Origin of the sequence: Paeniglutamicibacter sp. NPDC091659 (assembly GCF_044756805.1) — a bacterium.
GTDB lineage: Bacteria > Actinomycetota > Actinomycetes > Actinomycetales > Micrococcaceae > Paeniglutamicibacter.
In genome coordinates, this window is record NZ_JBIVTO010000007.1 from 1 (window position 1) to 22751 (window position 22751).

General features: G+C 62.5%; 23 protein-coding genes. 11 read left to right on the forward strand and 12 right to left on the reverse strand.

Annotated features, from left to right (window positions below; genetic code table 11):
• The first annotated feature begins 230 nt into the window (after nucleotides 1-230).
• From sigK to ACIQLF_RS13515, 3 genes are all read left to right on the forward strand, one after another.
• Nucleotides 231-812, forward strand: coding sequence for an ECF RNA polymerase sigma factor SigK (gene sigK, locus ACIQLF_RS13505; protein ID WP_400299214.1), 582 nt, complete (start codon nucleotides 231-233; stop codon nucleotides 810-812).
• The gene (locus tag ACIQLF_RS13510; protein WP_400299217.1) at nucleotides 812-1654 is read left to right on the forward strand and encodes an anti-sigma factor domain-containing protein; all 843 of its coding nucleotides are present in this window, start codon (nucleotides 812-814) and stop codon (nucleotides 1652-1654) included. Before sigK ends, ACIQLF_RS13510 begins: the two co-directional genes overlap by 1 nt.
• A 125-nt stretch (nucleotides 1655-1779) precedes the next feature.
• Complete coding sequence (locus ACIQLF_RS13515; protein WP_400299219.1) at nucleotides 1780-3345, forward strand: molybdopterin-dependent oxidoreductase; 1566 nt, start codon at nucleotides 1780-1782, stop codon at nucleotides 3343-3345.
• A 20-nt stretch (nucleotides 3346-3365) separates the two neighbouring features.
• Here the strand turns inward: ACIQLF_RS13515 and ACIQLF_RS13520 are convergent, their stop codons facing one another.
• The 5 genes from ACIQLF_RS13520 to ACIQLF_RS13540 all read right to left on the reverse strand — a co-directional run bounded on the left by ACIQLF_RS13520 (nucleotide 3366) and on the right by ACIQLF_RS13540 (nucleotide 8195).
• Nucleotides 3366-3812 (reverse strand): SRPBCC family protein, encoded by a 447-nt coding sequence (locus ACIQLF_RS13520; RefSeq protein ID WP_400299222.1) that lies wholly within the window; start codon nucleotides 3810-3812, stop codon nucleotides 3366-3368.
• Between the two features lie 157 nt (nucleotides 3813-3969).
• Nucleotides 3970-4773 carry an ABC transporter permease gene (locus tag ACIQLF_RS13525; protein WP_400299224.1) on the reverse strand — a complete coding sequence of 268 codons (804 nt, stop codon included), beginning with the start codon at nucleotides 4771-4773 and terminating at the stop codon, nucleotides 3970-3972.
• 10 nt (nucleotides 4774-4783) lie between these two features.
• Entirely contained in the window at nucleotides 4784-5722 is a 939-nt protein-coding gene (locus ACIQLF_RS13530; protein WP_400299227.1) for an ABC transporter permease, read from the reverse strand.
• 168 nt (nucleotides 5723-5890) lie between these two features.
• Nucleotides 5891-7090 (reverse strand): extracellular solute-binding protein, encoded by a 1200-nt coding sequence (locus tag ACIQLF_RS13535; protein WP_400299230.1) that lies wholly within the window; start codon nucleotides 7088-7090, stop codon nucleotides 5891-5893.
• Between the two features lie 40 nt (nucleotides 7091-7130).
• Nucleotides 7131-8195 carry an ABC transporter ATP-binding protein gene (locus tag ACIQLF_RS13540; RefSeq protein ID WP_400299233.1) on the reverse strand — a complete coding sequence of 355 codons (1065 nt, stop codon included), beginning with the start codon at nucleotides 8193-8195 and terminating at the stop codon, nucleotides 7131-7133.
• 170 nt (nucleotides 8196-8365) lie between these two features.
• Between ACIQLF_RS13540 and ACIQLF_RS13545 the strand changes: the two genes are divergently transcribed.
• The 7 genes from ACIQLF_RS13545 to ACIQLF_RS13575 all read left to right on the forward strand — a co-directional run bounded on the left by ACIQLF_RS13545 (nucleotide 8366) and on the right by ACIQLF_RS13575 (nucleotide 13264).
• On the forward strand, nucleotides 8366-9148 hold the full coding sequence (locus ACIQLF_RS13545; RefSeq protein WP_400299236.1) for a FadR/GntR family transcriptional regulator: 783 nt from the start codon (nucleotides 8366-8368) through the stop codon (nucleotides 9146-9148).
• A 10-nt stretch (nucleotides 9149-9158) separates the two neighbouring features.
• On the forward strand, nucleotides 9159-9896 hold the full coding sequence (locus tag ACIQLF_RS13550; protein WP_400299239.1) for a cache domain-containing protein: 738 nt from the start codon (nucleotides 9159-9161) through the stop codon (nucleotides 9894-9896).
• 364 nt (nucleotides 9897-10260) lie between these two features.
• Complete coding sequence (locus ACIQLF_RS13555) at nucleotides 10261-10437, forward strand: hypothetical protein (protein ID WP_400299242.1); 177 nt, start codon at nucleotides 10261-10263, stop codon at nucleotides 10435-10437.
• A gap of 657 nt (nucleotides 10438-11094) precedes the next feature.
• The gene (locus ACIQLF_RS13560; protein WP_400299245.1) at nucleotides 11095-11379 is read left to right on the forward strand and encodes a hypothetical protein; all 285 of its coding nucleotides are present in this window, start codon (nucleotides 11095-11097) and stop codon (nucleotides 11377-11379) included.
• Between the two features lie 148 nt (nucleotides 11380-11527).
• Nucleotides 11528-12193 (forward strand): Pr6Pr family membrane protein, encoded by a 666-nt coding sequence (locus ACIQLF_RS13565; RefSeq protein ID WP_400299247.1) that lies wholly within the window; start codon nucleotides 11528-11530, stop codon nucleotides 12191-12193.
• A 77-nt stretch (nucleotides 12194-12270) separates the two neighbouring features.
• Nucleotides 12271-12486, forward strand: coding sequence for a hypothetical protein (locus tag ACIQLF_RS13570; RefSeq protein ID WP_400299250.1), 216 nt, complete (start codon nucleotides 12271-12273; stop codon nucleotides 12484-12486).
• A 94-nt stretch (nucleotides 12487-12580) separates the two neighbouring features.
• Nucleotides 12581-13264 (forward strand): CE1759 family FMN reductase, encoded by a 684-nt coding sequence (locus ACIQLF_RS13575; RefSeq protein WP_400299252.1) that lies wholly within the window; start codon nucleotides 12581-12583, stop codon nucleotides 13262-13264.
• Nucleotides 13265-13488: 224 nt separating this feature from the next.
• Here the strand turns inward: ACIQLF_RS13575 and ACIQLF_RS13580 are convergent, their stop codons facing one another.
• Both ACIQLF_RS13580 and ACIQLF_RS13585 read right to left on the reverse strand, forming a co-directional pair.
• Nucleotides 13489-14175, reverse strand: coding sequence for a DUF998 domain-containing protein (locus ACIQLF_RS13580; protein ID WP_400299255.1), 687 nt, complete (start codon nucleotides 14173-14175; stop codon nucleotides 13489-13491).
• A 113-nt stretch (nucleotides 14176-14288) separates the two neighbouring features.
• Nucleotides 14289-15494 (reverse strand): MalY/PatB family protein, encoded by a 1206-nt coding sequence (locus ACIQLF_RS13585; protein ID WP_400299258.1) that lies wholly within the window; start codon nucleotides 15492-15494, stop codon nucleotides 14289-14291.
• Nucleotides 15495-15646: 152 nt separating this feature from the next.
• On the opposite strand from ACIQLF_RS13585, the gene ACIQLF_RS13590 reads away from it, so the two are divergent.
• Nucleotides 15647-16150, forward strand: coding sequence for a DUF6328 family protein (locus ACIQLF_RS13590; RefSeq protein WP_400299260.1), 504 nt, complete (start codon nucleotides 15647-15649; stop codon nucleotides 16148-16150).
• Between the two features lie 86 nt (nucleotides 16151-16236).
• On the opposite strand, the gene ACIQLF_RS13595 is transcribed toward ACIQLF_RS13590, so the two are convergent.
• The 5 genes from ACIQLF_RS13595 to ACIQLF_RS13615 are packed head-to-tail and all read right to left on the reverse strand — an operon-like array spanning nucleotide 16237 to nucleotide 22662.
• Nucleotides 16237-17136 (reverse strand): ROK family protein, encoded by a 900-nt coding sequence (locus ACIQLF_RS13595; RefSeq protein ID WP_400299263.1) that lies wholly within the window; start codon nucleotides 17134-17136, stop codon nucleotides 16237-16239.
• A 2-nt stretch (nucleotides 17137-17138) separates the two neighbouring features.
• Nucleotides 17139-18887, reverse strand: coding sequence for an ABC transporter ATP-binding protein (locus tag ACIQLF_RS13600; protein WP_400299266.1), 1749 nt, complete (start codon nucleotides 18885-18887; stop codon nucleotides 17139-17141).
• Nucleotides 18884-19765: an ABC transporter permease gene (locus ACIQLF_RS13605; RefSeq protein WP_400299269.1), complete on the reverse strand. Its 882-nt coding sequence runs from the start codon at nucleotides 19763-19765 to the stop codon at nucleotides 18884-18886. The genes ACIQLF_RS13600 and ACIQLF_RS13605 overlap by 4 nt, the downstream gene beginning before the upstream one ends.
• The gene (locus ACIQLF_RS13610) at nucleotides 19762-20763 is read right to left on the reverse strand and encodes an ABC transporter permease (RefSeq protein ID WP_400299272.1); all 1002 of its coding nucleotides are present in this window, start codon (nucleotides 20761-20763) and stop codon (nucleotides 19762-19764) included. The genes ACIQLF_RS13605 and ACIQLF_RS13610 overlap by 4 nt, the downstream gene beginning before the upstream one ends.
• Nucleotides 20764-20820: 57 nt before the next feature.
• Entirely contained in the window at nucleotides 20821-22662 is a 1842-nt protein-coding gene (locus ACIQLF_RS13615; protein WP_400299275.1) for a peptide ABC transporter substrate-binding protein, read from the reverse strand.
• Nucleotides 22663-22751: the final 89 nt, after the last annotated feature.

Here is a 22751-nt window from a genome sequence, read left to right on the forward strand (position 1 = left end):
CTGATCGACTCGGTGCTGATGCCGCCGGCAAAGAAGTAGCTGCCGCCGCCACCATCACAACGCATTGGCCATCCAGGGGGTTGGTGCTCGACGAGAAGGATTCGTCAAGCACCAACCCCCTGATTTGGATCTATGTCGATCTCTCGGGGGATGGGCAGATACGACTTTTCTAGTAGCCGCGCCAGTAACGATGGTGGGTGAGATTTGGAATGCATGAGACCCTTGAACGCATGAGCTCACATCGACTTGGTGAAACGGAACATGTTTCCGCTCCCACACCTGAAGACCTGATGCTCCAGATTGCCGAGGGCAACGAAAACGCTTTTGAACAACTCTACGATCGCTTGTCTTCCCAGGTTTTTGGCCTGATTCGACGCATCCTGAAGGATGAGGCGCAAAGCGAAGAAGTGACCCAAGAGGTATTCGTGGAGGCCTGGCAGCAAGCAACGCGGTTTGACGCGGCCAGGGGTAAAGCGATCACGTGGCTATTGACGTTGGCTCACCGCAGGGCCGTTGACAGGGTTCGGGCAAGCCAGGCGAGCAAGGACCGTGACCTGCGCGAAGGCATGAAGGAATTCCAGGAAAGCTATGATGACGTTGAAGAAACGGCCATCCAACACGACGAAAGCCGTCGCGTTCTGCAAGCTCTGGAACGACTCAGCGAAACACAACGCGACGCCATCCAGCTAGCTTATTTCGGCGGCTACACACATCTGGAAGTGGCCGAGTTACTCAAGATCCCGGTGGGGACTGCAAAAACGCGGATACGCGATGGTATGAACAGACTTCGAGACCTTATGGGGGTGGCGTGATGGAAAAGCACAAGAACGAGCTGACCGGCAGCTTTGCCCTAAATGCACTTGATGACTCGGAGCGCGACGAAGTACTTCAGCATGCAGAGGCTTCCGAGGCTGTTCGTGACGAAATCGATGCCTTGCAGGAAACCGCTGCGCTCCTTGGGCTCTCTGCCGAACCCGTGCATCCTCCTGCCAGGGTCAAGGCAAACATCATGGCCGCCATCCGCAACACCCCTCAGCTTCCACCCGTTCAAACTGAAGTTGAAGAGCCGGCCGAGCCTGTTGCGGAAACTCCGCCGGCGGAACCGACTACCGAAAACGCTCAGCGGGAATCCCCATCCCAAATCCACGAGCCAACGGCGACGGCACTCGCAGCGGGCAAAACCAACCAGCGAATGTTCGCGTTGGCGGCAGGCGTCCTGTTGGTCGCCTCCGGCGTCCTGACCGGGGTGGTGGTGAACCAAAATGCCCAGCAGGAACAGCTCAAGCAGCAACTCTCTGCCTTGAACGACCAACGGGCCGAATTGACCAAGATCCTGACTGCCATTGACGTGAAGTCCAAGACCCAACGGATGGACGACGGCGCCCGGGTTACCCTGGCGTACTCGGCCGCCGAGGGAATGATGGCCGTGACCACGGAGGGCCTGCCGGCCTTGCCCAGCGACAAGGGATACGAACTGTGGCTGATCTCCGATACCGGTGCGGTATCGGCGGGCATGGTTGACGGAACGAAAACCGACGGAATGGTCATGGTTTCCGGCTCGATGGAGGGTGTCACCCACTTCGGCATCACCGTGGAACCGGCATCCGGGTCCCCGGCCCCGACGACCGATCCGATCATGGTCCAAGCTCTCTGACTTCAAACACAGAGAATGCGGCCGCCAACCAATCCGGCGGCGGTACCGTTCCGAATACGAAGTGATTGATGCTTCCCTGGATATGCCGGCGGAGGCAAAACACAACGTACGGGGCAGGTGCACTCATGAATGAGAGAACAGCAACCAGACTGCGTGACCTCGGAGTCTTCGGGCTCGCGGGTTTCGCGTCGGCGGCGGTGCTTTTTTCGGTGGCGCAGTTGGCTTCGGCCTTCTTCGCCACCGCTTCGGCACCGCTGGTGGCCATGGGGGCGGTCTTTATCGATCTGACTCCACCGTGGCTCAAGGACCTCGCAATCGCCACCTTTGGCACCAACGACAAATTGGCGCTCTTCGTCTCGATGGGCGTGATCGCCGCAGCCGCGTCTGTGATCATCGGGTTGATTGCCAAGCGTAGTATCGCCATTGCATCGGGATGTATCGTGGTCCTGGCGATCGCCATCGGCGGCGCAGTGATTTCCCGCCCGGCCACCGGCCTGGTCGATCTGACTCCGATCATCCTCGGAACCGTGGCTTCGTTGATCGTGCTGCGCAAGTTGACGCAATTGGCAGTCGCTTCCCGGGCCCCGGGCCCTGACGCCGACTCCGGCGTCGTGCCCGGTTCCTCGCGCAGGAATTTCCTGCTCGGAACCGGACTTGCCTTGGTCGGTTCGGCGATTGCCACGGGGGTCGGAAAGTCCCTGGCCACGGCCAGAAACGTGGCCGACGCCGCGCGTTCGGCCCTGGGCCTGCCACCGGCCAAGGTGTTGGCGAAACCCCTGCCGGCCGATGCGCAGATCGACCTGGCAGGCATGCCGCAATTCGTGACGCCGAACAAGGATTTCTACCGCATCGATACGGCACTGTCGGTGCCCCGCATCAACCCGGCCGAGTGGTCCCTGCGCGTCCACGGGATGGTCGAGAAGGAATTCACGATCGACTTTGCGGAACTTCTCAAGGAAGACCTTGTCGAAAGCTACCTGACACTGACCTGCGTATCGAACCCGGTGGGCGGGCCGCTGGTCGGCAACGCCAAGTGGCTGGGCTACCCGCTGCGGCTTCTCCTGGAACGGGCAGTCCCGAAGGCAGGCGCGGACATGGTGCTGTCAACGTCCATCGACGGATTCAGCGCCTCCACGCCCCTGGAAGTCTTGACGGACGATCGCATGGCCTTGCTGGCGGTCGGAATGAATGGCGAGCCGCTGCCGCTGGAACACGGCTTCCCGGTGCGCATGGTGGTTCCCGGACTCTACGGATACGTCTCCGCCACCAAATGGGTGGTGGACCTGGAAGTGACCCGGTTCGCGGACAAGGTCGCGTATTGGACCACCCGCGGTTGGTCGGATCACGGCCCCATCAAGATGTCTTCGCGGGTGGACGTTCCGCGTTCCTTTGCCAAGGTCCCAGTGGGCAAGGTGGTCATGGGTGGAACCGCTTGGGCCCAGACCCGTGGGATCTCCGGGGTGCAGGTCCAGATCGACGACGGCGAGTGGGCGGACGCCGAGCTGGGCGCCGAAGCGTCCCTCGACACCTGGCGGCAGTGGCGCTATGTCTGGGGCGGCGGGTCGTCGGGAAACCACACCGTCAGCGTCCGGGCGATCGATGGCCAGGGCGTGGTGCAAAGCAGTGAGAAGGCCAACCCGGCACCCGACGGTGCCAGCGGCTGGCAACGGGTCCAGTTCTCCGTGGAGTGACGCCCGCCGGGGTGGAATCCCTAGGTGTACATCAAGGAACCGGGCGTGGTCAGCCGTTCGCCGGTTTCGAGCCAGGTTTTCAATCCGGAGAGGATCATCGGCCAGCCGCCGTACAGCTCACCGTGCGCCCCGGCGTTCATCCGATCGTGGGTTACCTTCAGCAGGCACGTGTCCTCGACCTGGGTGATCTCGTAGGTGATGCGGCTTTCGCCCTCTGCCAGCACCGCCTCGCTCCACAGCGCCGTCATCGTCACGACCAGCTTGTGGTTGGGCTCGGCCTCGACAACGGTGCCCTCGCCCAGCGGGCCGTCGGCATTGGGGTTGGTCGTGGTGAAGGCGGACCCCGGCGCCCAGTCGGAGATGTATGAATTTCCGAAGTAGTAGATGGCGGTTTGCTCCGGGTCGGTCATCGCCGCCCAGAGCTTCTCGGGGGTGGTCTTGATGTAGTACTCAAAGATTTTTTCCATGTCCACAGGGTAGTCCCGTTGAGTGACAATGTTCTGGTTTGCAGCAGGACTTCCGGTGAATTCGACGCGGTAGGTGCTTAACCAAGAAACCGGCCGGCCCGATGCTTCAGGAGAAGCGTCCGGGACGACCGGGTCCGTGGGAGTCCGTGGGAGAAGACTATTTCTTGTCGTCTCCGGTGAGCCGCTGGCTCAGGTAGACCGGGATCATCGAGGCCACGATGAGCACCGCGGCAATCACGTTGACCACGGGTGCCTGGTTGGGGCGGGACATGTTGTTGAAGATCCAGATCGGGAGGGTTTCGGTGCCCGGCGCGGCGGTGAACGTCGTGACGACGATTTCATCGAAGCTCAGGGCGAAGGCGAGCAGGCCGCCGGCGATGAAGGCCGAGCGGAACCCCGGGAAAGTGACTTGGAAGAAGGTCTTGAACATGTTCGCGCCCATGTCCATGGCGGCTTCCTCGAGCCCGCGGTTCATGCGTCCCATGCGCGCCTGGACGTTGTTGAACACCATCACGATGGAAAACGTTGCGTGGCCGACGATCACGGAGAACAAGCCGAGCCCGATGCCCAGCGGCTCCAGCACCGTCTTGAAGGTGTTATTCAGGGCGACACCTGTGACGATGCCGGGAAGCGCGATCGGCAGGACCACCAGCAGGTTCACCGTGCTCTTGCCGAAGAAGTCGTAGCGTGAGAGCGCGAAGGCAACCATGGAGCCGAGGACCAGAGCGATCACCGTGGCCACGGATGCGACCTTCACGGAGGTCCACAGTGCTTCGCGGACGCCTTCGTTGTTCCATGCGGCTACCCACCACTTGGTGGTGAATTCCTTGATGGGGAATGCGCCCGAGGTCGTCGCGTTGAACGAGTTCGCGATGACCAGCAACAGCGGCAGGTAGATGGCCGCCATGATGAGACCCGCGAAGAGGGTCAGGGTGGTTTTTGCGGGAGTTGAGAGTCTCATGTCCGCCTCCTTAGAGTGCCTTCAGGGCACCGGTTTTGCGGGCCAGGAAGAGGTAGATGACAACGACGACGATCGGGACGATGCCGAAGGCGGCCGCCAGCGGCGGGTTCAGGTTGATGTTCGAGGCGATCACTGTGCCGATGACCTGCGTCTTGCCGCCCACGAACTGTGCGGCGATGTAGTCGCCCAGCGACAGGGAAAAGGTGAAGATGGACCCGGCGATGAATGCGGGCTTCAACAGCGGGATCGCCACGGTGCGGACGGTGGCCCACGACTTGGCACCCAGGTCGGAGGACGCGTCGAACAGGTTGTCGGGGATCTGGCGGAAGGCCGAATACACGGGAACGGCCATGTAGGGGAACCACAGGTAGGCAAGGGTCACCACGAGCGCGGCGGTTCCGTACCCGGGACCCGTCAGACCCAGGGGAGCCAGGAACCAGTCCAACGGGCCGCCCGAGGCGAAGGTGATGCGCCAGGAGAACACCTTGACCAGGTATCCGGCCCACAGCGGCAGGGTGATGCCGATGGCGAAGACGGCCCGCACCTTGGGGGAGGCGACCTTGGCCATGTACAGCCCGAGCGGCAAGGCAAGTGCGGCGCAAAGCACCGTGACCGCGAGCGCAATCAGGATGGTGCGGATGGCGGTGGCCTGGTAGGCCGGCTGGGTGACGATCTCCGCGAAGTTTTCCAGGGTGAACGCGGGGATGACCTTGGAGGTGAATGAATCGGTGGTCCAGAAGGCCGTGATGAAAAGCAGCGCGAGCGAACCGATGTAGAGCACTCCGAGCCACAGCAGCGGCAGCAGCAACAAGCTTGTGACGCGGACCTTGGGCCGCCTGTAGAGATACCGGGAGATCTTGTCGCCCAATGAGTTTCGCGGACGGATGGATGGCGGGGCTGCCGGAGCCGGAGACGGGGCGGTGTCCGGCGGGCTATGGAGTGCAGTCATGGCGGGTGCCGACGAAATTCGTCGATCCTCCTCGTTGATGAGAATGAAAAGTGGGGGAGCATTCACGGCCGGCCCGTGGCGAAACGGTCGTTGTGGGAGGGACGGGGCCGGTCGGCGGGCGGTGAAAAGTATCGGTCACCGCCCGCCGGAGGACCAGAAAAGACGGGACTAGCCCTTGACCTCTGTCCAGGCCTTTGTCCACTCCTGGTAGTTGGTGCAGGTCGCGTCGGTGCGGCCGTCGATGCACTGCTCGACAGGGGTGGTCCACATCCAAACCTGCTTGTAGTAGTCCTCGTCGGTGGCGTGGAACGTCTCGCAGTGGGCTTCGTTTTCCTTGGAACCTTCACAAGCCAGCTTGTTGGCCGGGGCCATGCCGAAGTTCTGTGCGAGCTTTGCGTTCACGTCCGCGCTGGAGGCCCAGTCGATCCACTTGTAGGCGCAGCTCGGGTTCTTCGACTTCGAGGAGATCATCCAGGTGTCGGACCATCCGGTGGCGCCTTCCTTTGGAAGGACCGATTCAACCTTGCCGCCGTCGGCCTGGGCCAGGTTGACCACGACCTGCCAGCCGGTGCCCAAGGAGGAAGTTCCCGAGGAGATCGAAGAGACGGCCTTCAGTGCGTCGTTCCAGTATTCGCCCGCAACTTCGTTCTGGGTCTTGAGTAGTTCAACGGCGGCTGCGAGCTGCTCCTTGTCCAACGCGTAGGGGTTCTTGATGCCCAGCTCAGGCTTGGTCGCCATCAGGTACACGGCGGCATCGGCGATGAAGATCGGGGAGTCGTAGGCCATGATGGAGCCCTTGTAGGGGGAATCCGCAGCCCAGGTGTCAGCCCAGGAAGTGGGTGCAGTGGTGACCTTGTCGGTGTTGTACATCAGCACGTTTGCGCCGCGCCCGATGGGAACGCCGTAGCTCTTGCCGTTGAGCGTGTCATAGATCTGGCCCTTGAGCCCGTCCACGATGTTGCCGAAGTTTGGGATCAATTCGGTGTTGATCGGGGCAACGTCGCCGCCGGCAATCAAACGCAAGGAGGCATCACCCGAGGCCGAGACCACGTCGTATTCGCCGCCGCGCATGAGCTGAACCATTTCATCGCTGGTGGCACCGACCTTGCGGTTGACCTTGCAGCTGGTTTCCTTTTCGAAGGCCGTTACCCAGTCCGCGTCGGGGTTCGTGGAACCGTCTTCGACGAATCCGGCCCATGCCACGATGTTGACCTCGCCCTCGGAGTCGCCGATCGAGGTTGCGGCGGGGATATCGGGAACCTGGATGCCGTTGCTGTTGGAGGCGGCGGTGCTGCCACCGCAAGCGGCCAGAACCAGTGAGAGTGATGCGAGCCCGGCCAGCGGCAGGAACTTCTTTGTTCGTTTCATGATGGTGTGCCTTCCTTGAATGAGGGTGAAGAGAGTGTTCTCAGACTGTGTAGTTGAAACGGGTGGGCCATTCGAGGCGGACGTTGTCGCCCCTTTTTGCCCCTGTGGACCCGGCCCCGTTTTGTTCCTGGATGATCAGGGCCGCGCCATGCTCGGTGGCCGCCACGTAGCGGGTCGTCGGTCCGGTGTAGACGATTTCCTCGATTACCGCGTGCACTGCCGAGGTGCCGGATTCCTGCATCGAGTCCTGCGGCCGAACCACAATGTGTTCGGGGCGTAGCGAAATGAGGTTGTCTTTCCCGGTAAGGTACTTGGCAAGTGCCCCCTCAATCAGGTTGGTGTTACCGAGGAACGAAGCCACGAAGCGAGTGGCCGGGCGTTCATAGAGATCTTCGGGGCTGCCGACCTGGTCGATTTTTCCTTCGTTGAAGACCGCCACCCGGTCAGAGAGCGTCAGGGCCTCCTCTTGGTCATGGGTGACGAAAACGAAGGTTATGCCGACTTCGCGCTGGATCTGCTTGAGCTCGATCTGCATCTGTTCGCGCAGCTGCTTGTCCAAGGCGCCCAGTGGTTCGTCAAGCAGGAGCACTTGGGGACGCAGGACCAGGGCACGCGCCAGTGCGACGCGTTGGCGCTGCCCCCCGGAAAGCTGCGAAGGCAGGCGGCCCGCAACCTGCGGCAGACGAATCATTTCCAGGGCCTCGTTGACAAGGGCCGTGCGTTCGGCCTTGGGTAGCTTGCGGAGCTTGAGGCCGTATTCGACGTTCTGCGCAACTGTCAGGTGGGGGAAGAGCGCGTAGTCCTGGAAGACGGTGTTGACGTCTCGTTCGAAGGGAGCGGCGTAGGTGACGTCCTTGCCGCCAAGCTCGATGCGGCCTGCCGTGGGCAATTCGAAACCGGCGATCATACGCAGGACGGTGGTCTTGCCGGAACCCGAGGGGCCGAGCAGGGAGAAAAACTCCCCGCCGCGAATTTCAAGATCCAGTCCCTTGACGGCATGGAAGTCGCCGAAGGACTTGCCGACCTGCTGTAGGGAGATCGCGGGGGTGCGATTGGAATCGGCTGAATGGGCCGGGCGCTGAAGTGATGTTGCTGTGCTGGGCACCGTATTCGTCCTTTCTCGGTGAGATGTGGTGTGGCTTACTTCCAAACTGTTAACCTATGAAACCAGATGTTAGATGTAATAGCCATCACTTTCTGACAAAATTCTGTGAGAGGATTTCGGAAGCGAGCCGCGCAAAGCTCTAACCTCAGTGTTTTGAAAGGATGGTGAACATGTCTCGAGATTCATCCCCGCATCAACGTCAGCTCTCATCCGTGTTCGCCTCCCTGGGGGACGAAGGGCGTGCCAAGCGCGTCGAAGATCGCATAGTCTCGGGCATCACCGCGGGGATCCTGCTTGATGGGGATCGACTGCCCAGCGAAGCAGAAATGGCCTCCGCATTGGGTGTCGCCACGATGACGGCCCGTGAAGCATTGATTGCTCTCAGAACCCGCGGGCTGGTCAAAACCACTCGGGGGCGCGAAGGAGGAACCTTTATTACGTTGCCGCAGGGGGACAGGGCCAGCCTGCTGCATGAACGACTCACAGCCATGAGCAGGGTCGAGCTTCGCGACTTGGGAATCCACTATGTGGCAATAGCAGCGACGGCCGCGGAGCTCGCCGCGAAGGCGGCTGACGACCAGGACCTGGAGATCTTGCGTCGGATATTGGACCCGAAAACCGCCGGCAATGGGTCGCCCGGCACCATTGTGGGAGATTTTCTCCTGGAGATGGCGGCACTTAGTCAATCGGCGCGGCTTACGCGAGAACACGTCCGGTTGCACACCGATTTTGGCTCACTGCTGTCCTTGGCCCATGCCGATGACACCTTTGATGCGAAGGCGATCGCTTTGTGCGACGAAATTCTTGGTGCGCTAGTGACCGCGGATTCCGCCAAGGCGCGTTCGCTGGTTGGCGACTACGTTGGGGCCGGCGTCGCTTGGCTGATCGCGGCCCAAGCCGAAAACGCCACCAAAAACAATCAATCCAATAAACTGCGCCCGAGCGCCACGTGAGGAGGCCAATGTGACCACCATCAAAACCGCCGACAATGACGCCAGCAGTAGCGTTGTCACCTTCTTTGAGTCCTTGATGGAAGATCTGCGTGTCTGGGCCGGAGGCATGAGTTCGCTTTTTGAAGATCGCGAACATGCCCCTAGCCAGCGGGAAGTGGATGCCGTTGTTCACCCCTTGGCCCGGAAATTGCTGAATCGCCAGGATCTGCCATTGGTGGGTGCCGGATTTGTGGCTGCTTTTGAGGCGGTCTCAGATGTGCCGTGGCACATGGCCTGGTGGCAGGGGGAAAAACAGGAGCGGCTTCTGATGCTCACCATGGAATCGGCGGGCGAAACGTATTCCCGTCGCGAATGGTTCACGGTTCCCATGGAATCCGGGGCTGGGCACATTACCGGACCCTACGTGGATTTCCTGTGCACCGATGAGTACACCCTGACATTCACTGTTCCGGTGAAGGCGCATGGACGCATCGTTGGGGTTGCCGGGGCTGACATTTTTGTGGAATCCATTGAAGGGCTGCTGGTGGACAGGCTTCGTGAAATTGATCCACGAGCGACTTTGATCAACGGTGTTGGTCGAGTCGTTGTTTCGGCAGACCCGCAACTAGCTGCGGGCCGGTTGCTGATCCGGAGTTGGAAAGATGCTGAAGGATCCGTTGTGCCTGTGGACGGTGTTGACCTTGGATTCACCAAGGTGCATGTGGCCCGGTGTGGTGATCTGCCGATGGCTGTTGCGGTGCCCGAATAGTTCATAACTGCTTTGGGCGCAACAGGTCTAAGCTTGAAATAGGTCTTCGGAAGATCCGTTGGCTACCCAAAAATCGAAGTCGGCATCGCACGAAAAAGCAACGAATCTTCTCGTTGGCCATCTTGGAATGGCAGCATTTCGCGATGGTTCCCCAGTATCGTGGACTCATCGAGTGAACCCCGGAATGCGTTGTTCGGACCAAATTCAGGAGCCCGGCGCTCGGAATAGGCGGACAACTTCAACGAAATCGAACCCCAAGTATTTTCCAGCCGGAAGGTACCGGGTCCGACATCGCTTCCCTAATTCTTGAGCCCTAACTTACGGGGCGCCTGTTGCACCAACAGGTGAACACAAGGAGCACACCATGAACGAGACCATGAGCCCTCGGTCCAACGAAGCGGCAGAGGACGTCGCAAGTGCATCGGCAGGTAAACCCAAGTCCTCCAAGCGCAGCGTGGATGATTTGCCGGATGGAACGGGCAATGATTCAACCAAACATCGCCACGGGGACTCCGACGAGGACCGCTACGACGCCGGGTGACAAGAAGCCTGACGCGTGACACATGGGTTGAAGCGGTACGAACCGCAGATCCGTATTCGTGTCACCGTGCCAGGTGCCAACCGAATGGACTTCGCCAGTTTGCCATCTTGCGAAACCCGGCCTGTCCGCAGAGTTTGCCGATGCAAGAAAATACCCCTAGCAAGCCCCGTGCGATAGGCGTAGCGTCAAAGGTGGTTCACCAGCTAGATTGCTGGGTCAACGGACCTGAATTAAGAAATCTGGTGTCAACGAACAACATCCGCGCAAGCACCGGGCGGAAGCAACCGAGTGATGGTTCAACGGCTGACCAAATCCACGAATACTCGTGAGGAATCGGCTCAACATCAAGGAACCGGCATCGACTCCGCCCCACCATCGTGGCACGGGGATTGTTACGGTTATCGGAGGCAACGCATGGGAATATGCGACGTTTGCGGCAACGAGTACGACAAGACGTTCATCATCATGCGCGGAACACAGCAGCACGTATTTGATTCATTCGAATGCGCCATCCACCTGATGGCGCCACGGTGTGCGCATTGCGGATGCGCCATCATTGGCCACGGGCTTCAATCGAAGACGGGCCAATACTGCTGTGCATCATGTGCGCGGCATTCGGGGGAATCGGGCCTTGTCGATAGAAAGGAATGAAGTGACATGGGCAACGAATCGAAAATTCCGGACACGGGCAGTGGCCCGCAAGTACCCAAACATGTTCAGGGGAAGCACCACATCAATGGGTTGCTCATTGGCGGAGGCAGCATTGCCGTGCTCTTCTTGATCTTCCTCGTCAGCGGCGGCTACACGCTCGGCGGCGTTATCAGCCCCCTGTGGATCGGCTTCGCAATCGGTGTCCTGATTGCGGGACTCGGCCTGTTCCGTCTCATCAAGGGACCCATGGCCTTCGGCCTGGGGGACACTGAGCACAAGCACTCCGATTAATGGCGGAAAGCCAAGGCCCGGGTGGTAGCTTCCCGCTCCCGCCCGGGTCTTCCTATGTAAAAGTCAGAGCGTGTCGAGGTGTCATGCCGATGGCGCATAGGGTGCGCAGATTAGGCTGTGGGGAGTATCCAGAAAGGTAATTCCCCTTATGAGACGGACTTTGGCCTACTTGCTTCGGATTGGCGGTTCCATAGCCATTGTGGCTGCATTGGTTGCCCAGATTCAGCGGACGATCCAGAACGAAAGCGCAGGCAAGGGCGAAGTCGGATTCGTGGTCCAGAACTTCTTCTCGTTCTTCACCGTGGAAGCCAATGTTCTTGCCGCCCTGGCGCTGTTCGTGGGCATATTCACGCTTTCATCGCGTAAGAGCGATTCCCAAGGCTGGACGATTTTTCGGGCCGGGGCTACAACGTACATGGCCACGACCGGTGTTGTGTACAACTTGCTGCTGCGGGGCATCGAACTGCCGCAAGGGGCAACCGTGGGCTGGTCGAATGAGATCCTGCACGTCATCGGGCCGGTTATCATGGTGCTTGACTGGCTCATTGCCCCGGGGCGCCGCCCCTTGAATGCGAAGGCGCTTTGGGCGATTGTTGCCTTTCCGATTCTCTGGGCCGGATACACCTTGGTCCGCGGGGCATTGGTGCTGGATCCCAGGACCGGGGACCCTTGGTTCCCCTACCCCTTCTTGAACCCGCATACGAGTGTCAATGGGTATTTTTCGGTTGCGTTCTACATCGTCCTGATTGGCGTGCTGATTGGCGTTGTCGGGGCCGGCGTCCTGCGGCTAAGCCGAGGCCGACGTCGAGCTTAGGGGAGCGATGCCCTGTTCCGTGCGATACCCTTGGGGGTATATGAAAGCAAGATTTTGGGAAGGATGGTGGCCGAGTTTTGCTTCGTGATCGCGTCATATGGATCGTCGTTTCCCTGCTGCTGGCGTCGATGGCAGCCTCCCTCTGGGGCGACCAAGCCATCGTCGGGGCGTTCGGCGCCGGTGCCATGGCCCTCTACGCCGGAATCGCGGCGGTGCGTGGGCGCTGCGTCGGGGCAGCTTGTGCCATGCCGCTGCCATTCCGAAGGAAGAACGGCGACGCCTCGGACGGGTAAGGCTGGGCGCATCTTGAATTCCCGGGAATGAAACCGCAACCACTCGTGTTTTATATGCAAACGCATTCAATCCTCGAGAGGAAATTCCCAGATCATGAACCAGTCAATCGTTGTAGTTTCAGGCGGTCTCGGCACCCCGTCAACCTCGGGCTTGCTCGGTCGGCAACTCGCTGAAGCGGCTGCCAGCGAGCTGGCAGCCAGGGGTTTCCAGGCAGACATCACCGTCCTCGAGCTCCGCGACTACGCCACCGACATCACCAACAACCTGCTGACCGGATACGCCCCTCCGCGACTCCAAGAAGCGATTGACGCTGTCACCGCGGCCGGTGCGCTTGTCATGGTTTCGCCCGTTTTCACGGCCTCGGTCTCGGGACTCTTCAAGTCCTTCATCGACGTGCTCGACCCGAAATCGTTGGAGGAAAAGCCGGTCCTCCTGGCTGCCACAGGCGGAAGCCCGCGCCACAACTTGGTCATCGATTACGCGATGCGGCCGATCTTCAGCTACCTGCGCGCTTCGATCATGCCCACCAGCGTTTTTGCCTCGCCGGAAGACTGGGGCGCGGACCAGGGACATGGCGCCCTGGCCGATCGTGAACGGTTGGCCGGGCGCGAACTGGCGTTGGCAATGATGGCCCGCGGAGGTGGCGGTACGCCCGTGATTCAAGATTTAGGTGACACTCGCTCGATTGCCCCCAACGTCAGTGACACGGCGAACCCCCGCGACGCCATGAGCTCGTTGCCGTTTGAACAGCTATTGGCAAATATCCGAGCCGTATAGTGGATCGCCACGCCGCATCTGAGGAGGGCCAGCGTCGGTTGACGTGGGGCGGGGGAGGGCTGGCCGCTGGACCACTGCGTGATCTGGGCCGTGGCCCTGGCGGCTGGCGCTAGCCTGACCGGGTATCGGCCGAGGCGGTGTGGAGGCAGAAGGACCCGTTGGCCCGGTTCCGCCAACCCGACGTGATCGCGTTCTCCATGCGCAGCCGTTGACCGTCCCATGATTTAGAGGATTCTCTCCCGGGAGTGCCGTGGCAACAGCGGGTCCGGCCACGGAAGCCGGGGCAACCGCCTGATGGTCGCGCACACCACCAGAACCCAGCCGAGCACGCCGGCGAGGCAGACCCGCTCGGCGAGCCCCAACAGGTCCGGCCCAATCGCGGCGGCCAGACCCAGCGATGCGAGCCCGACGGTAGCAATGGCCGTGAGAGTCAATGCCGCCGGGTAGGCATTTGCCAGCTCCGGGCTTGAACGTATCCAGCGGGTCAGCACGAGAATGCCGGCCAGCGCGGCCAAGAACCCCAAGCCGGCCACGAAGAGATGCACGATGCCAACAGTCGTCGCAGCCAGTATGCCGGCGTCGGCGACATCGGTGGGGAAGAAGGCCAAGATCGCCGAACACAGGCCGCCGGCGGCCATGAGGAGCGCTCCGGTCCGCCGAAGTCCGGTGGCCGGACCGACCCCGTTGATGGCGGCGATCGCACACAGGGTGGTGATGGCCCGGCCGATAAAATTCAGGTTCATGATCCACCCGAACGGGCCCACGGCCAAGTTGCTTTCGGCGTCGCTGATCACGCTGTAATAGGGCGGCAGGAACTGGAGTACGACATCGACGAGGACGTAGATGGCGACACCGGTCATGGCGGCCGTGGCAAGTCGTCGTCGAGCATTGTCCTGGTTCTGCGGCATCATTGCTCTAGCTTTCCACATCGGCGTCCACCCTCCGCCAACGCCAGCGCTCGTCCAGATACGGCAAAGTCGCACGGGGCCTCACCCGCAGCGGTCTGTTTGCCGGTTTCCCCTTATCAGCTGGCGAACTCGGGGTCGCTTGCATCAAACTTGTCGCACCCGTCCACGGCGGCGCCCATCCGGTGGATCATGCCGCCCAATACGGGTCCGGGTGTGGCGAAGTTAAGCCTGACAAACCCGCTGCCTCCCTTGCCGCAAGCGCTCCCGCTGGTCAGGGCGACCTGCGCTTCGGTGAGGAAAAATTGGGCAGGATTGGGTTCCAGTGCGAGGCGCGAAAAATCCAGCCATGCGAGGTATGTTCCTTGCGGCGCCTGGTACCTGACCTGGGGCAGGTGTTCGGCAATCAGGCTTCCGAGCAAGATGCGCGATGCATCGAGGTAGTCGAGGACGCCATCAAGCCACCCCGACCCCGTGCGATAGGCGGCCGTCGTCGCGGCAAGCCCCACATTGGCCGCTGCATGTTCGGGAACGTTGCCCACGCGGGACCAAACCGTCCGGTCAACGTCATTGGTCAAGACCAGTTGTGCACACTTGAGCCCCGGCAGGTTGAAGGCCTTTGTGGCGGCGACAGCGGTGATTGAATGACCCGCGGCGATCGGGCTTATGGAAGCGTACGGGATGTGCGTGGATCCTGAATAGACCAGCGGTGCATGGATTTCATCGGAGAAAACCCTCGATCCGGTGGCCTCAACCAGCAACGAGATTCGCTGAAGTTCCTCCCGGGAATAGACCTTGCCGATGGGATTGTGGGGATTCACCAGGACAAGCAGCGCCCCGCCGCTCAGGGCTTGTTCCAGCGCCGTCCAGTCCAGCTCCCACCCGGCTTCGGTTTGGAGCATGGCCACCTGCTTGGAATTCCTGCCAAAACGCGAAGCCGCCGAAATGAACGGCATGTAGGAGGGAGTGAGCAGCACCAGTGGGGCGTCCGGGCGGTGTTTTGGCGAAAAATGCATGATTGCGGCGTCGAGGGCTGCCGCAACGCTGTTGAGGGGGCGAACCTGTTCGCTTTCAAGCCTCCAGCCGAAGCGGGTTTCGAGCCATTGCGAGGTGGCCTGCTGCATGTCGCGGACCAACGAAGTCGGCGCGTATCCGGTTAGCCCGCCTGCCAGTGTTTGCTGTGCCGCCTCGATGACGCCCGGGGCTGTTCCAAAATCCATTTCCGCTACCCAGGCCCCCAAACTTCCCGGGTATTCGGTCCACTTCAATGACCCGTTGTGGCGCAGCTGATCAACGGTGAGGAGGTCAAATGGGTGGGCGGTCATTTAGCAAGCTTAGACTCGATCGACCCCTAGCGGTACAAATCCCTCCCCTTTTCTAACCCCATAAGTCGGCCACTTTCGATAGGTTGATACTCATCACCCAAGTGGGGGAAATCTTGGACCGGGCAACACGCGGACGCTGGGAGGAAGATCCTATGACGCAGGGCCGCCATGAGACCGTCGAAGAGCGGTTGGACCGAAATTGGAATGAACTGCTGCAGGAATTGCGGGTCATGCAGACAGGCGTCCAGATACTGGCGGCGTTCCTGGTGGTGCTTCCCTTCCAGGCAAGATTCACCATTCTCAATGCCGCCGATCGAACCTTTTACATGGTCCTGCTGGTTTTCTCGGCACTGCTGATTGTCCTGATCGTCACCCCGGTGGCGGTGCACCGGCATTTGTTCGGCCACCGGGTCAAGGTCACCACCGTGCGCATGGGCCATTCGATTTCCAAGATCGTCATTCCCGGGGTGGGCATGCTGGTCGCCGGCTGCGTCTGGTTTGTGGTGCAGGTGCTTGACGGGTGGCTCAGCGGGGTGTTCGTTGGCGGTTCCATCATGCTGGCGGTCTTCATCCTCTTGTTCGCGCTGCCGCGCATCATCAAGCCCCGGCTTTCGCTGGAGGAACTGCCGCCGACCGGCGAACCGGGCGCCGAATGATCGAGCCGGTTAAACACCGTGGGCGACGCGATCGCCCGTCTCCGGGGATCGCGCCGCCCACGGGGCGTGCCTGGACCGGCTGCTTCTTAGAGCAGCGAGTCGGCGAACTGCGAGGCGCCGATGGCGACCGCGTCGGTTCCCAGTTCGCTGCGGAGAACCTGGATCGGGTTTCCGGAAATGGGAGGGGTCCGGCGCAGGGACTCATCCATGGCCGGGTGCAGAAGATCCCACGCAAGGGCCACGCCGCCGCCGATGATGAGCGCAGAGACATCGAGGATTCCCGAAATCATCAGCGCCGCCTTGGCCAGCCCCGCACCTGCGTCGGCAAACAACCCGGCGGCGGTGTCGTCGCCCTCGCGGGCCAGCCGGGCCACGTCCTTGGCGCTGAAGGAATTACCCGTTGCCTGTGCGTAGAGCGACGCGATCGAGCGGCCCGCGGCAATGGTCTCCAGGTGGCCCTTGCGGCCACAGGTGCACAACCGGTCGCCGAAGCCCGGGATGTGGCCGATCTCCGCCGCGGCCCCGTGCTCCCCGGTGTGCAGGTCGGAGTTCAGGACAAGCCCGCCGCCCACGCCCGTTCCCAGCGCGATGCCAAAGAAGTTCTCCAGCCCCCGGCCGGCGCCGAAGCGCTGCTCTCCGAGCACGAACGCGGCAACGTCGTTGCCGACGCTGACCGGCATGGCCAGGCTCGCGTTGAGTTTCTCGCCCAGCGGGTAGCCCTCCCAGCCCGTGAACGAGTCGCTGGCGGCCAGGACCACCCCGTCGGCGTCGATGACGCCCGCGGCACCGACCCCGGCAACGCGCGGGCGAAGGCCCGAACGCTCCGTGGCCAAGGATGCCACCTCGCGGCAGGCCGCCACCATGGCGTCCCCGCCGTGTTCGGCGGGGGTGCCGGTGCTGGCGCGGCCCTTGACGCTTCCATCGACATCCATCACGACGGCGGAAATGCCCGTGCCGCCGATATCAATTCCCAGTCGTGGATACACCTCTAGGAACCTTGTGTGGCGGAGGACAACAACAATGCGGTGCGCGCCTCGCGGCGCTGCCTTTGCACGATGGGGTTGGGCGATGGAACCGATGCCAGCAGGTGGCGGGTGTACGACGCCTCCGGGTGCCGGAGCACCTTGGAGGACAGGCCCGACTCGATCACGTTGCCGTGCTGCATGACGGTGACGCGCTGGGACACCGAGTGCACCACCGCGAGGTCGTGGCTGATGAACAGGCAGCCGAAGCCGTGTTCCTTCTGCAGGTCCAGCAGCAGGGTCAGCACCTCGTCCTGCACCGAGACGTCCAACGCGCTGGTCGGCTCGTCGGCGATCAGCAGTTCCGGGGCCAGCGCCAGGGCGCGGGCCAGGCCGATGCGCTGGCGCTGGCCGCCGGAAAGCTCGTGCGGGTAGCGGTTCGCGTTGGCGCCCGGCAGTCGGACGGCCTCCAGCAGTTCGCGCACGCGGACGTCGCGTTCGGCGCGGCTCGGGCGCTTGCCGTTGACCCCGTGCATGACCAGCGGCTCGGCGATCGAGTCGCCCACGGTCATGCGCGGGTCAAGGGATCCGCCCGGATCCTGGAAGATGATGCCGATGCGCGAGCGCAGCTTGCGGATCTCCCGGGTCGAGGCCTTCAGGACGTCGCCGCCGAAGAGCGTGATCGCACCGCCGGTCACCGGGACCAGGCCCAGCGGGGCGCGGCCGAGGGTCGACTTGCCGGAGCCCGATTCGCCGACCAGGCCGACGATCTCGCCGCGGTTGATGACCAGGCTGGCCTGGTTGACGGCGCGCAGCTTGCGCCCGCCGCTGGTGTAGTCGACGCAGACCTCGCGCATGTCCAGCACCGGGTCGATGAGCGGGGCGTTCCCCAGGGAGTCAGCGTGCTGCGGTTCCCTGGCGGGTTCCTCGGCGCGTTCCTCGGCGATGATGGCATCCCACTGCGCCTCGGGCAGCGTCGGGACCGCGGCCAGCAGCGCCTGGGTGTAGGGCTCGGCCGGTTCGGTGAGCACCTGGACGGTGGTGCCGGTCTCGATGACCTTGCCGGCGTTCATGACGACCACCCGGTCGGACAAATCGGCGACGACGCCCATGTTGTGGGTGATCAGCAGCAGCGCGGTGTTGGTTTCCTTCACCAGGTTGCGCAGCAGCTCGAGGATTTCCGCCTGGACGGTCACGTCGAGCGCGGTGGTCGGCTCGTCGGCGATGATCAGCGTGGGGTCGCAGGCCAGGGCGATGGCGATGACCACGCGCTGGCGCTGGCCGCCGGAGAGCTGGTGCGGGAAGTTCCGGGCCTTGACGGCCGGATCCGGGATGCCCACCTTGTCCAGCAGCTCCACGGCGCGGGCCATGGCCTCGGCCTTGGAGACGCCGCGGTGGTTCAGGATGGCCTCGGCGACTTGCTTGCCGACCTTCATGGACGGGTTCAGCGCGGTCATCGGCTCCTGGAAGACCATGGAAACCACGTTGCCGCGCTTGGAGTCCATGTCCGCCGCGGAGGCGTTCAGGACGTCGTGGCCGTCGACCTCGACCAGGCCCGCGGTGCGGGCGGTGGAGGGCAGCAGGGCCATGGCGGTCAGCGAGGTGATGGTCTTGCCGCTGCCGGATTCGCCGACGACCGCCAGCACCTCGCCGCGGTCCACGGAGAAGGAAACCCCGCGCACCGCGTTGACGACGCCGTTCTTGGTCTTGAAGTCGACGACCAGGTCCTGGACCTTCAGGGCCGGGACGCTGGATTCAGTGAAAGTGGTGCTCATGACTGGCCTCGTACATCAAACATGTCGCGCAGGCCGTCACCAATGAAGTTGAAGGCGCTGACGATCAAAACAATGGCAATACCTGCGGGGAAGATCAGCCACCAGGCGCCGGAGTACACCGAGGAGATGCCGTCGGTGAGCATGGCTCCCCAGTCGGTCGCCGGCGGCTGCAGGCCCATGCCCAGGAAGCTCACGTAGGCGATCAGCAGGATGGCGTCGGCAACCTGGAAGGTCGCGTTGACCACCACGGTGCCGATGGTGTTGGGGATGATGTGGCGCAGGATCGCCCGGGCGTTGGAACCGCCGGTGGCCTTGATGGCCAGCACGTAGTCGCGGCTTTTGAGCGACAGCGCCTCGGCGCGGGTCAGCCGGGCCGGGACCAGCCAAGACACGGCGCCGATGATCAGCACCATCATCCATTCGCTCGGGCGGACGATCGCGGAGATCACCAGCAGCAGGAAGATGCCCGGGATGGCGATGCCGGCGTCGACGATGCGCATCATGGTGGCGTCGATCCAGCCGCCCATGTAGCCGGCGACCGAACCCCACAGGGTTCCCAGGATGGTGGCGAGCACGCCCGCGGCCAGGCCGACCAGGATGGAGGTCCGGCCGGCGATCATCAGGCGGCCGAGCACGTCGTAGCCCAGGCCGTCGGTGCCCAGCGGGTGGCCGTTTTCGCCGGGCTTGAGGTCCGCCTGCATGAGGTTGGTGGACACCTGCTCCGTTTGGTAGACCAGCGGACCGATGAAGCTGAAGATCATCAGGGCGACGACGATGACGACGCCGATGACCGCAAGCTTGTTGGAGAAGAACTGGCGCACCGCGCGGGCGGCCGGGGACTTCGGGGGAGCCATACGGCTCAGTGTTGCTGTACTCACTTGACACCTCCACGGGCGCGGGGATCGAGAATGAACTGGGTGATGTCCGCAAGCAGCGAGCCGACGACGGTGGCCACGGAGATGACCAGCACGCAGCCCAGCAGGACCGGGAAGTCGGTGGTCTGCGCGGCGTTCCAGAAGAGCAGGCCCATGCCCGGGTAGTTGAAGAGCTGTTCGACGACCAGTGCGCCGCCGAACATGACGGGCAGGTAGTAGCCGAGCATGGTGACCACGGGGGTCAGCGAGTTGCGCAGCACGTGGCGGGAGATGACCTTGGCCATCGGGGTGCCCTTGGCGCGGGCGGTGCGGACGTAGTCCTCGTGCAGGTTGTCGATCGTCGCCGAGCGCATGTAGCGCGAGAACGTCGCCACGCCGGCCAGGCCGCTGGTGAGGATCGGAAGGACCATCTCGCGCGGCTGGGACAGGATCTCGGCCACGGTGTCGCCCTGCGGAGCGCTGGCCGGAAGCCAGCCGAGCAGCTGCGAGAAGAACATGATCAGCAGCAGGCCCAGGAAGAAGCTGGGGGTGGAGTAGACCACGAAGTTCAGGCCGGTCATCACGTAGTCGAAGGCCTTGTTGCGGCGCAGCGCCTGAGTCATGCCCAGCGGGATGGCGACCAGCAGGGCGCCGACGATCGCGGCGACGGCCAGGATCATGGTCTTGGGCAGGCGCTGGGCGATGAGCGAGGAGACGTCCGTGTTCATGACGAACGAACGGCCCAGGTCGCCCTGCAGCCACTGGCCCAGGTAGTTGAAGTACTGCTGGATGAGCGGCAGGTCGAAACCCTGCTCATGGTTGAAAGCCGCAATCTGGGCTTCGGTGGCCTGCTGGCCCAGGATGCCGCGGGCGGGACCGCCCGGCAGGGCCTGGAGCAGCAGGAACACAATAACCGAGACGATCGCGATGACGACCGCCGCCTGCACAAGTCTTTTGGCTAAAAACCAACTGAACAGCCGAATCCCTGAGCTATCGCGAATGGCGGTGGTGGTGGTCGACATCGACGATCCTCCCTTCTTGGTGGGCCGAAGCCCGGTTGTTGGGCTAGTTAGCCCGAATTACTTGTTCCAACCCCAGCGCTGCGGGAAGAAGTTGGCGGTCGGGTCCTGCGTGGTGCCCGTCATGCCGTCGCGGATGACCGAAACCTGGTAGACCGGGTTCGGCAGCCACATCACCGGCAGCTGCTCGGCGAGCAGGGCCGAGTACTTCTGCATGGTGGCGGGGTCGTTGGTGGTCAACGCCTCGTCCATGAGCTTGTCGGCATCGGCGTTCGAGTAGTTGCCGAAGTTCACCGAGGCGTCGGTGCCGAAGATGCGTTCGCCGGTCGGGTAGGCCGGGAAGTACCAGGAGCCTGCTGCGCCGAAGTAGGAGAACTCCCACTTGCATTCGGCCGAGTCGGCCTTGCACGGGGCGGTGTTGTTCAGCACGGTGTTCAGCGGGGCGCGGTCGAACGTGACGGCAACGCCGATGTCGCGGAAGGAGGACTGCATGGCGGCGAACTGCTTGTCGGCCTCGTCCGAACCGGACTGGACCATCATGGTCAGGTCCATCTTGGTGCCCGCCTCGACGCCTTCGCCGCACTGGTTCTCGGCGGTGCCGGCTTCCTCGCACACCAGGACGCCGTCGGCTCCCGGCTTCCATCCGTGGTCGGCGAAGAGCTTCTTGGCCTTCTCGATGTCGAACGGGTACGGGTTGTTCTTCTGCGCCTCGGAGAGGTACGGGGACGGGATGTCCTGCGGGACAGGGCCGAAGACCGGGTTTGCGCCGCCCTTCCAGACGACCTTGGAGATGGTCGGCTGGTCTATCGCGGACTGCAGCGCCTGGCGGACGTAGAGCTGCTTGAAGGTGTTGCCCAGCTTCGGGTTGTTGAAGTTGTAGGGCATGTAGGTGACGGCCCAGCCCTCCCACGGATCGACCTGGTAGCCGTTGGACTCGAACTGGTTCTTCTGGTCCATCAGCGAGGTCGGGATGTAGCCGTAGTCGACGCCCTTGGAGCGCAACAGGTTGACTTCGGCGTCTGCCGAGGTGAACGGAAGCAGGTTCACGGTGGTGACCTGGGCAGCGTCCTTGCCGTCGTACTTCTCGTTCTTGGTCAGCGTGGTCTTGCCGGCGTTGTCGAAGGCGCCCAGGGTGAACGGGCCGGAGACGGTCTTCCACAGCGGGTTGGTGGCGTAGGAGGCCATGTCCTCGGAGGACTTGTTCAGGTAGGCGAAGATTTCCTTCGCGCCCTCGGCGGTGCGGTCCGCGTCGCCGATCTTGCCCTCGTCGCTGGTCTTGGCCCAGGCGTGGTGCGGCAGCGGCCGGATCGAGGTCAGCTGCGTGGAAGACATCCAGTCCTGGTTGTAGACCTTGTCGAAGGTCAGGGTGAAGGTCGTGTCATCGGTGTAGTCGATGTCGGTGATGTTGTCCGGAAGACGGCCTTCCTTGTAGCCGCCCCAGGCTTCCTTGTTCGCCTTGATGAGGTTGAACCAGAACTCGACGTCGCGGGTGGTGATGGCGGTGCCATCGGACCAGTGCATGTCGCGCATGTGGAAGGTGACCGACTTGCCGTCCGCGGCGTAGTCCATCTTGTCGGCGATGCCGGTTTCCAGATCCAGCTTCATCTCGCCCTTGGAACCGTCGAAGGTCATCATGGGGGACCAAAGCGCCTGGGCGATGGAGGAGTTGTGGGTCGCCATCTTGCCCGCGACGCCGATCGGCAGAATCCAGTTGGGAGTTGAATTCGGGGGAAGAGCGTAGTTGACCGTGGTGGTGTCCACGCCCGCCGCCACCGTGGCGGCGCTTCCGGAAGCGCCGGGCTTGTCACCAGCACCGCCACCGGCGCAGCCGGTGAGCAGCAATGCGAAGGCGGTGATGCCTGCGGCAAGACCAACCTTCAAGCGTTTGCGATCGTTAGACATTGAGCGATCTCTCCTGATCTAGATGTGGGGTGGAGCCATGTAAAGGTTAGTTCGTCATCGAACAAAGTATGATCACGAATGGATGAACT

Excerpts from the sequence above, each read along its gene's own strand:
- sigK (WP_400299214.1), top strand. The coding sequence starts at position 231 with ATGAGCTCACATCGACTTGGTGAAACGGAACATGTTTCCGCTCCCACA.
- ACIQLF_RS13510 (WP_400299217.1), top strand. The coding sequence starts at position 812 with ATGGAAAAGCACAAGAACGAGCTGACCGGCAGCTTTGCCCTAAATGCA.
- ACIQLF_RS13515 (WP_400299219.1), top strand. The coding sequence starts at position 1,780 with ATGAATGAGAGAACAGCAACCAGACTGCGTGACCTCGGAGTCTTCGGG.
- ACIQLF_RS13520 (WP_400299222.1), bottom strand. The coding sequence starts at position 3,812 with ATGGAAAAAATCTTTGAGTACTACATCAAGACCACCCCCGAGAAGCTC.
- ACIQLF_RS13525 (WP_400299224.1), bottom strand. The coding sequence starts at position 4,773 with ATGAGACTCTCAACTCCCGCAAAAACCACCCTGACCCTCTTCGCGGGT.
- ACIQLF_RS13530 (WP_400299227.1), bottom strand. The coding sequence starts at position 5,722 with ATGACTGCACTCCATAGCCCGCCGGACACCGCCCCGTCTCCGGCTCCG.
- ACIQLF_RS13535 (WP_400299230.1), bottom strand. The coding sequence starts at position 7,090 with ATGAAACGAACAAAGAAGTTCCTGCCGCTGGCCGGGCTCGCATCACTC.
- ACIQLF_RS13545 (WP_400299236.1), top strand. The coding sequence starts at position 8,366 with ATGTCTCGAGATTCATCCCCGCATCAACGTCAGCTCTCATCCGTGTTC.
- ACIQLF_RS13555 (WP_400299242.1), top strand. The coding sequence starts at position 10,261 with ATGAACGAGACCATGAGCCCTCGGTCCAACGAAGCGGCAGAGGACGTC.
- ACIQLF_RS13560 (WP_400299245.1), top strand. The coding sequence starts at position 11,095 with ATGGGCAACGAATCGAAAATTCCGGACACGGGCAGTGGCCCGCAAGTA.
- ACIQLF_RS13565 (WP_400299247.1), top strand. The coding sequence starts at position 11,528 with ATGAGACGGACTTTGGCCTACTTGCTTCGGATTGGCGGTTCCATAGCC.
- ACIQLF_RS13575 (WP_400299252.1), top strand. The coding sequence starts at position 12,581 with ATGAACCAGTCAATCGTTGTAGTTTCAGGCGGTCTCGGCACCCCGTCA.
- ACIQLF_RS13580 (WP_400299255.1), bottom strand. The coding sequence starts at position 14,175 with ATGATGCCGCAGAACCAGGACAATGCTCGACGACGACTTGCCACGGCC.
- ACIQLF_RS13585 (WP_400299258.1), bottom strand. The coding sequence starts at position 15,494 with ATGACCGCCCACCCATTTGACCTCCTCACCGTTGATCAGCTGCGCCAC.
- ACIQLF_RS13590 (WP_400299260.1), top strand. The coding sequence starts at position 15,647 with ATGACGCAGGGCCGCCATGAGACCGTCGAAGAGCGGTTGGACCGAAAT.
- ACIQLF_RS13600 (WP_400299266.1), bottom strand. The coding sequence starts at position 18,887 with ATGAGCACCACTTTCACTGAATCCAGCGTCCCGGCCCTGAAGGTCCAG.
- ACIQLF_RS13610 (WP_400299272.1), bottom strand. The coding sequence starts at position 20,763 with ATGTCGACCACCACCACCGCCATTCGCGATAGCTCAGGGATTCGGCTG.
- ACIQLF_RS13615 (WP_400299275.1), bottom strand. The coding sequence starts at position 22,662 with ATGTCTAACGATCGCAAACGCTTGAAGGTTGGTCTTGCCGCAGGCATC.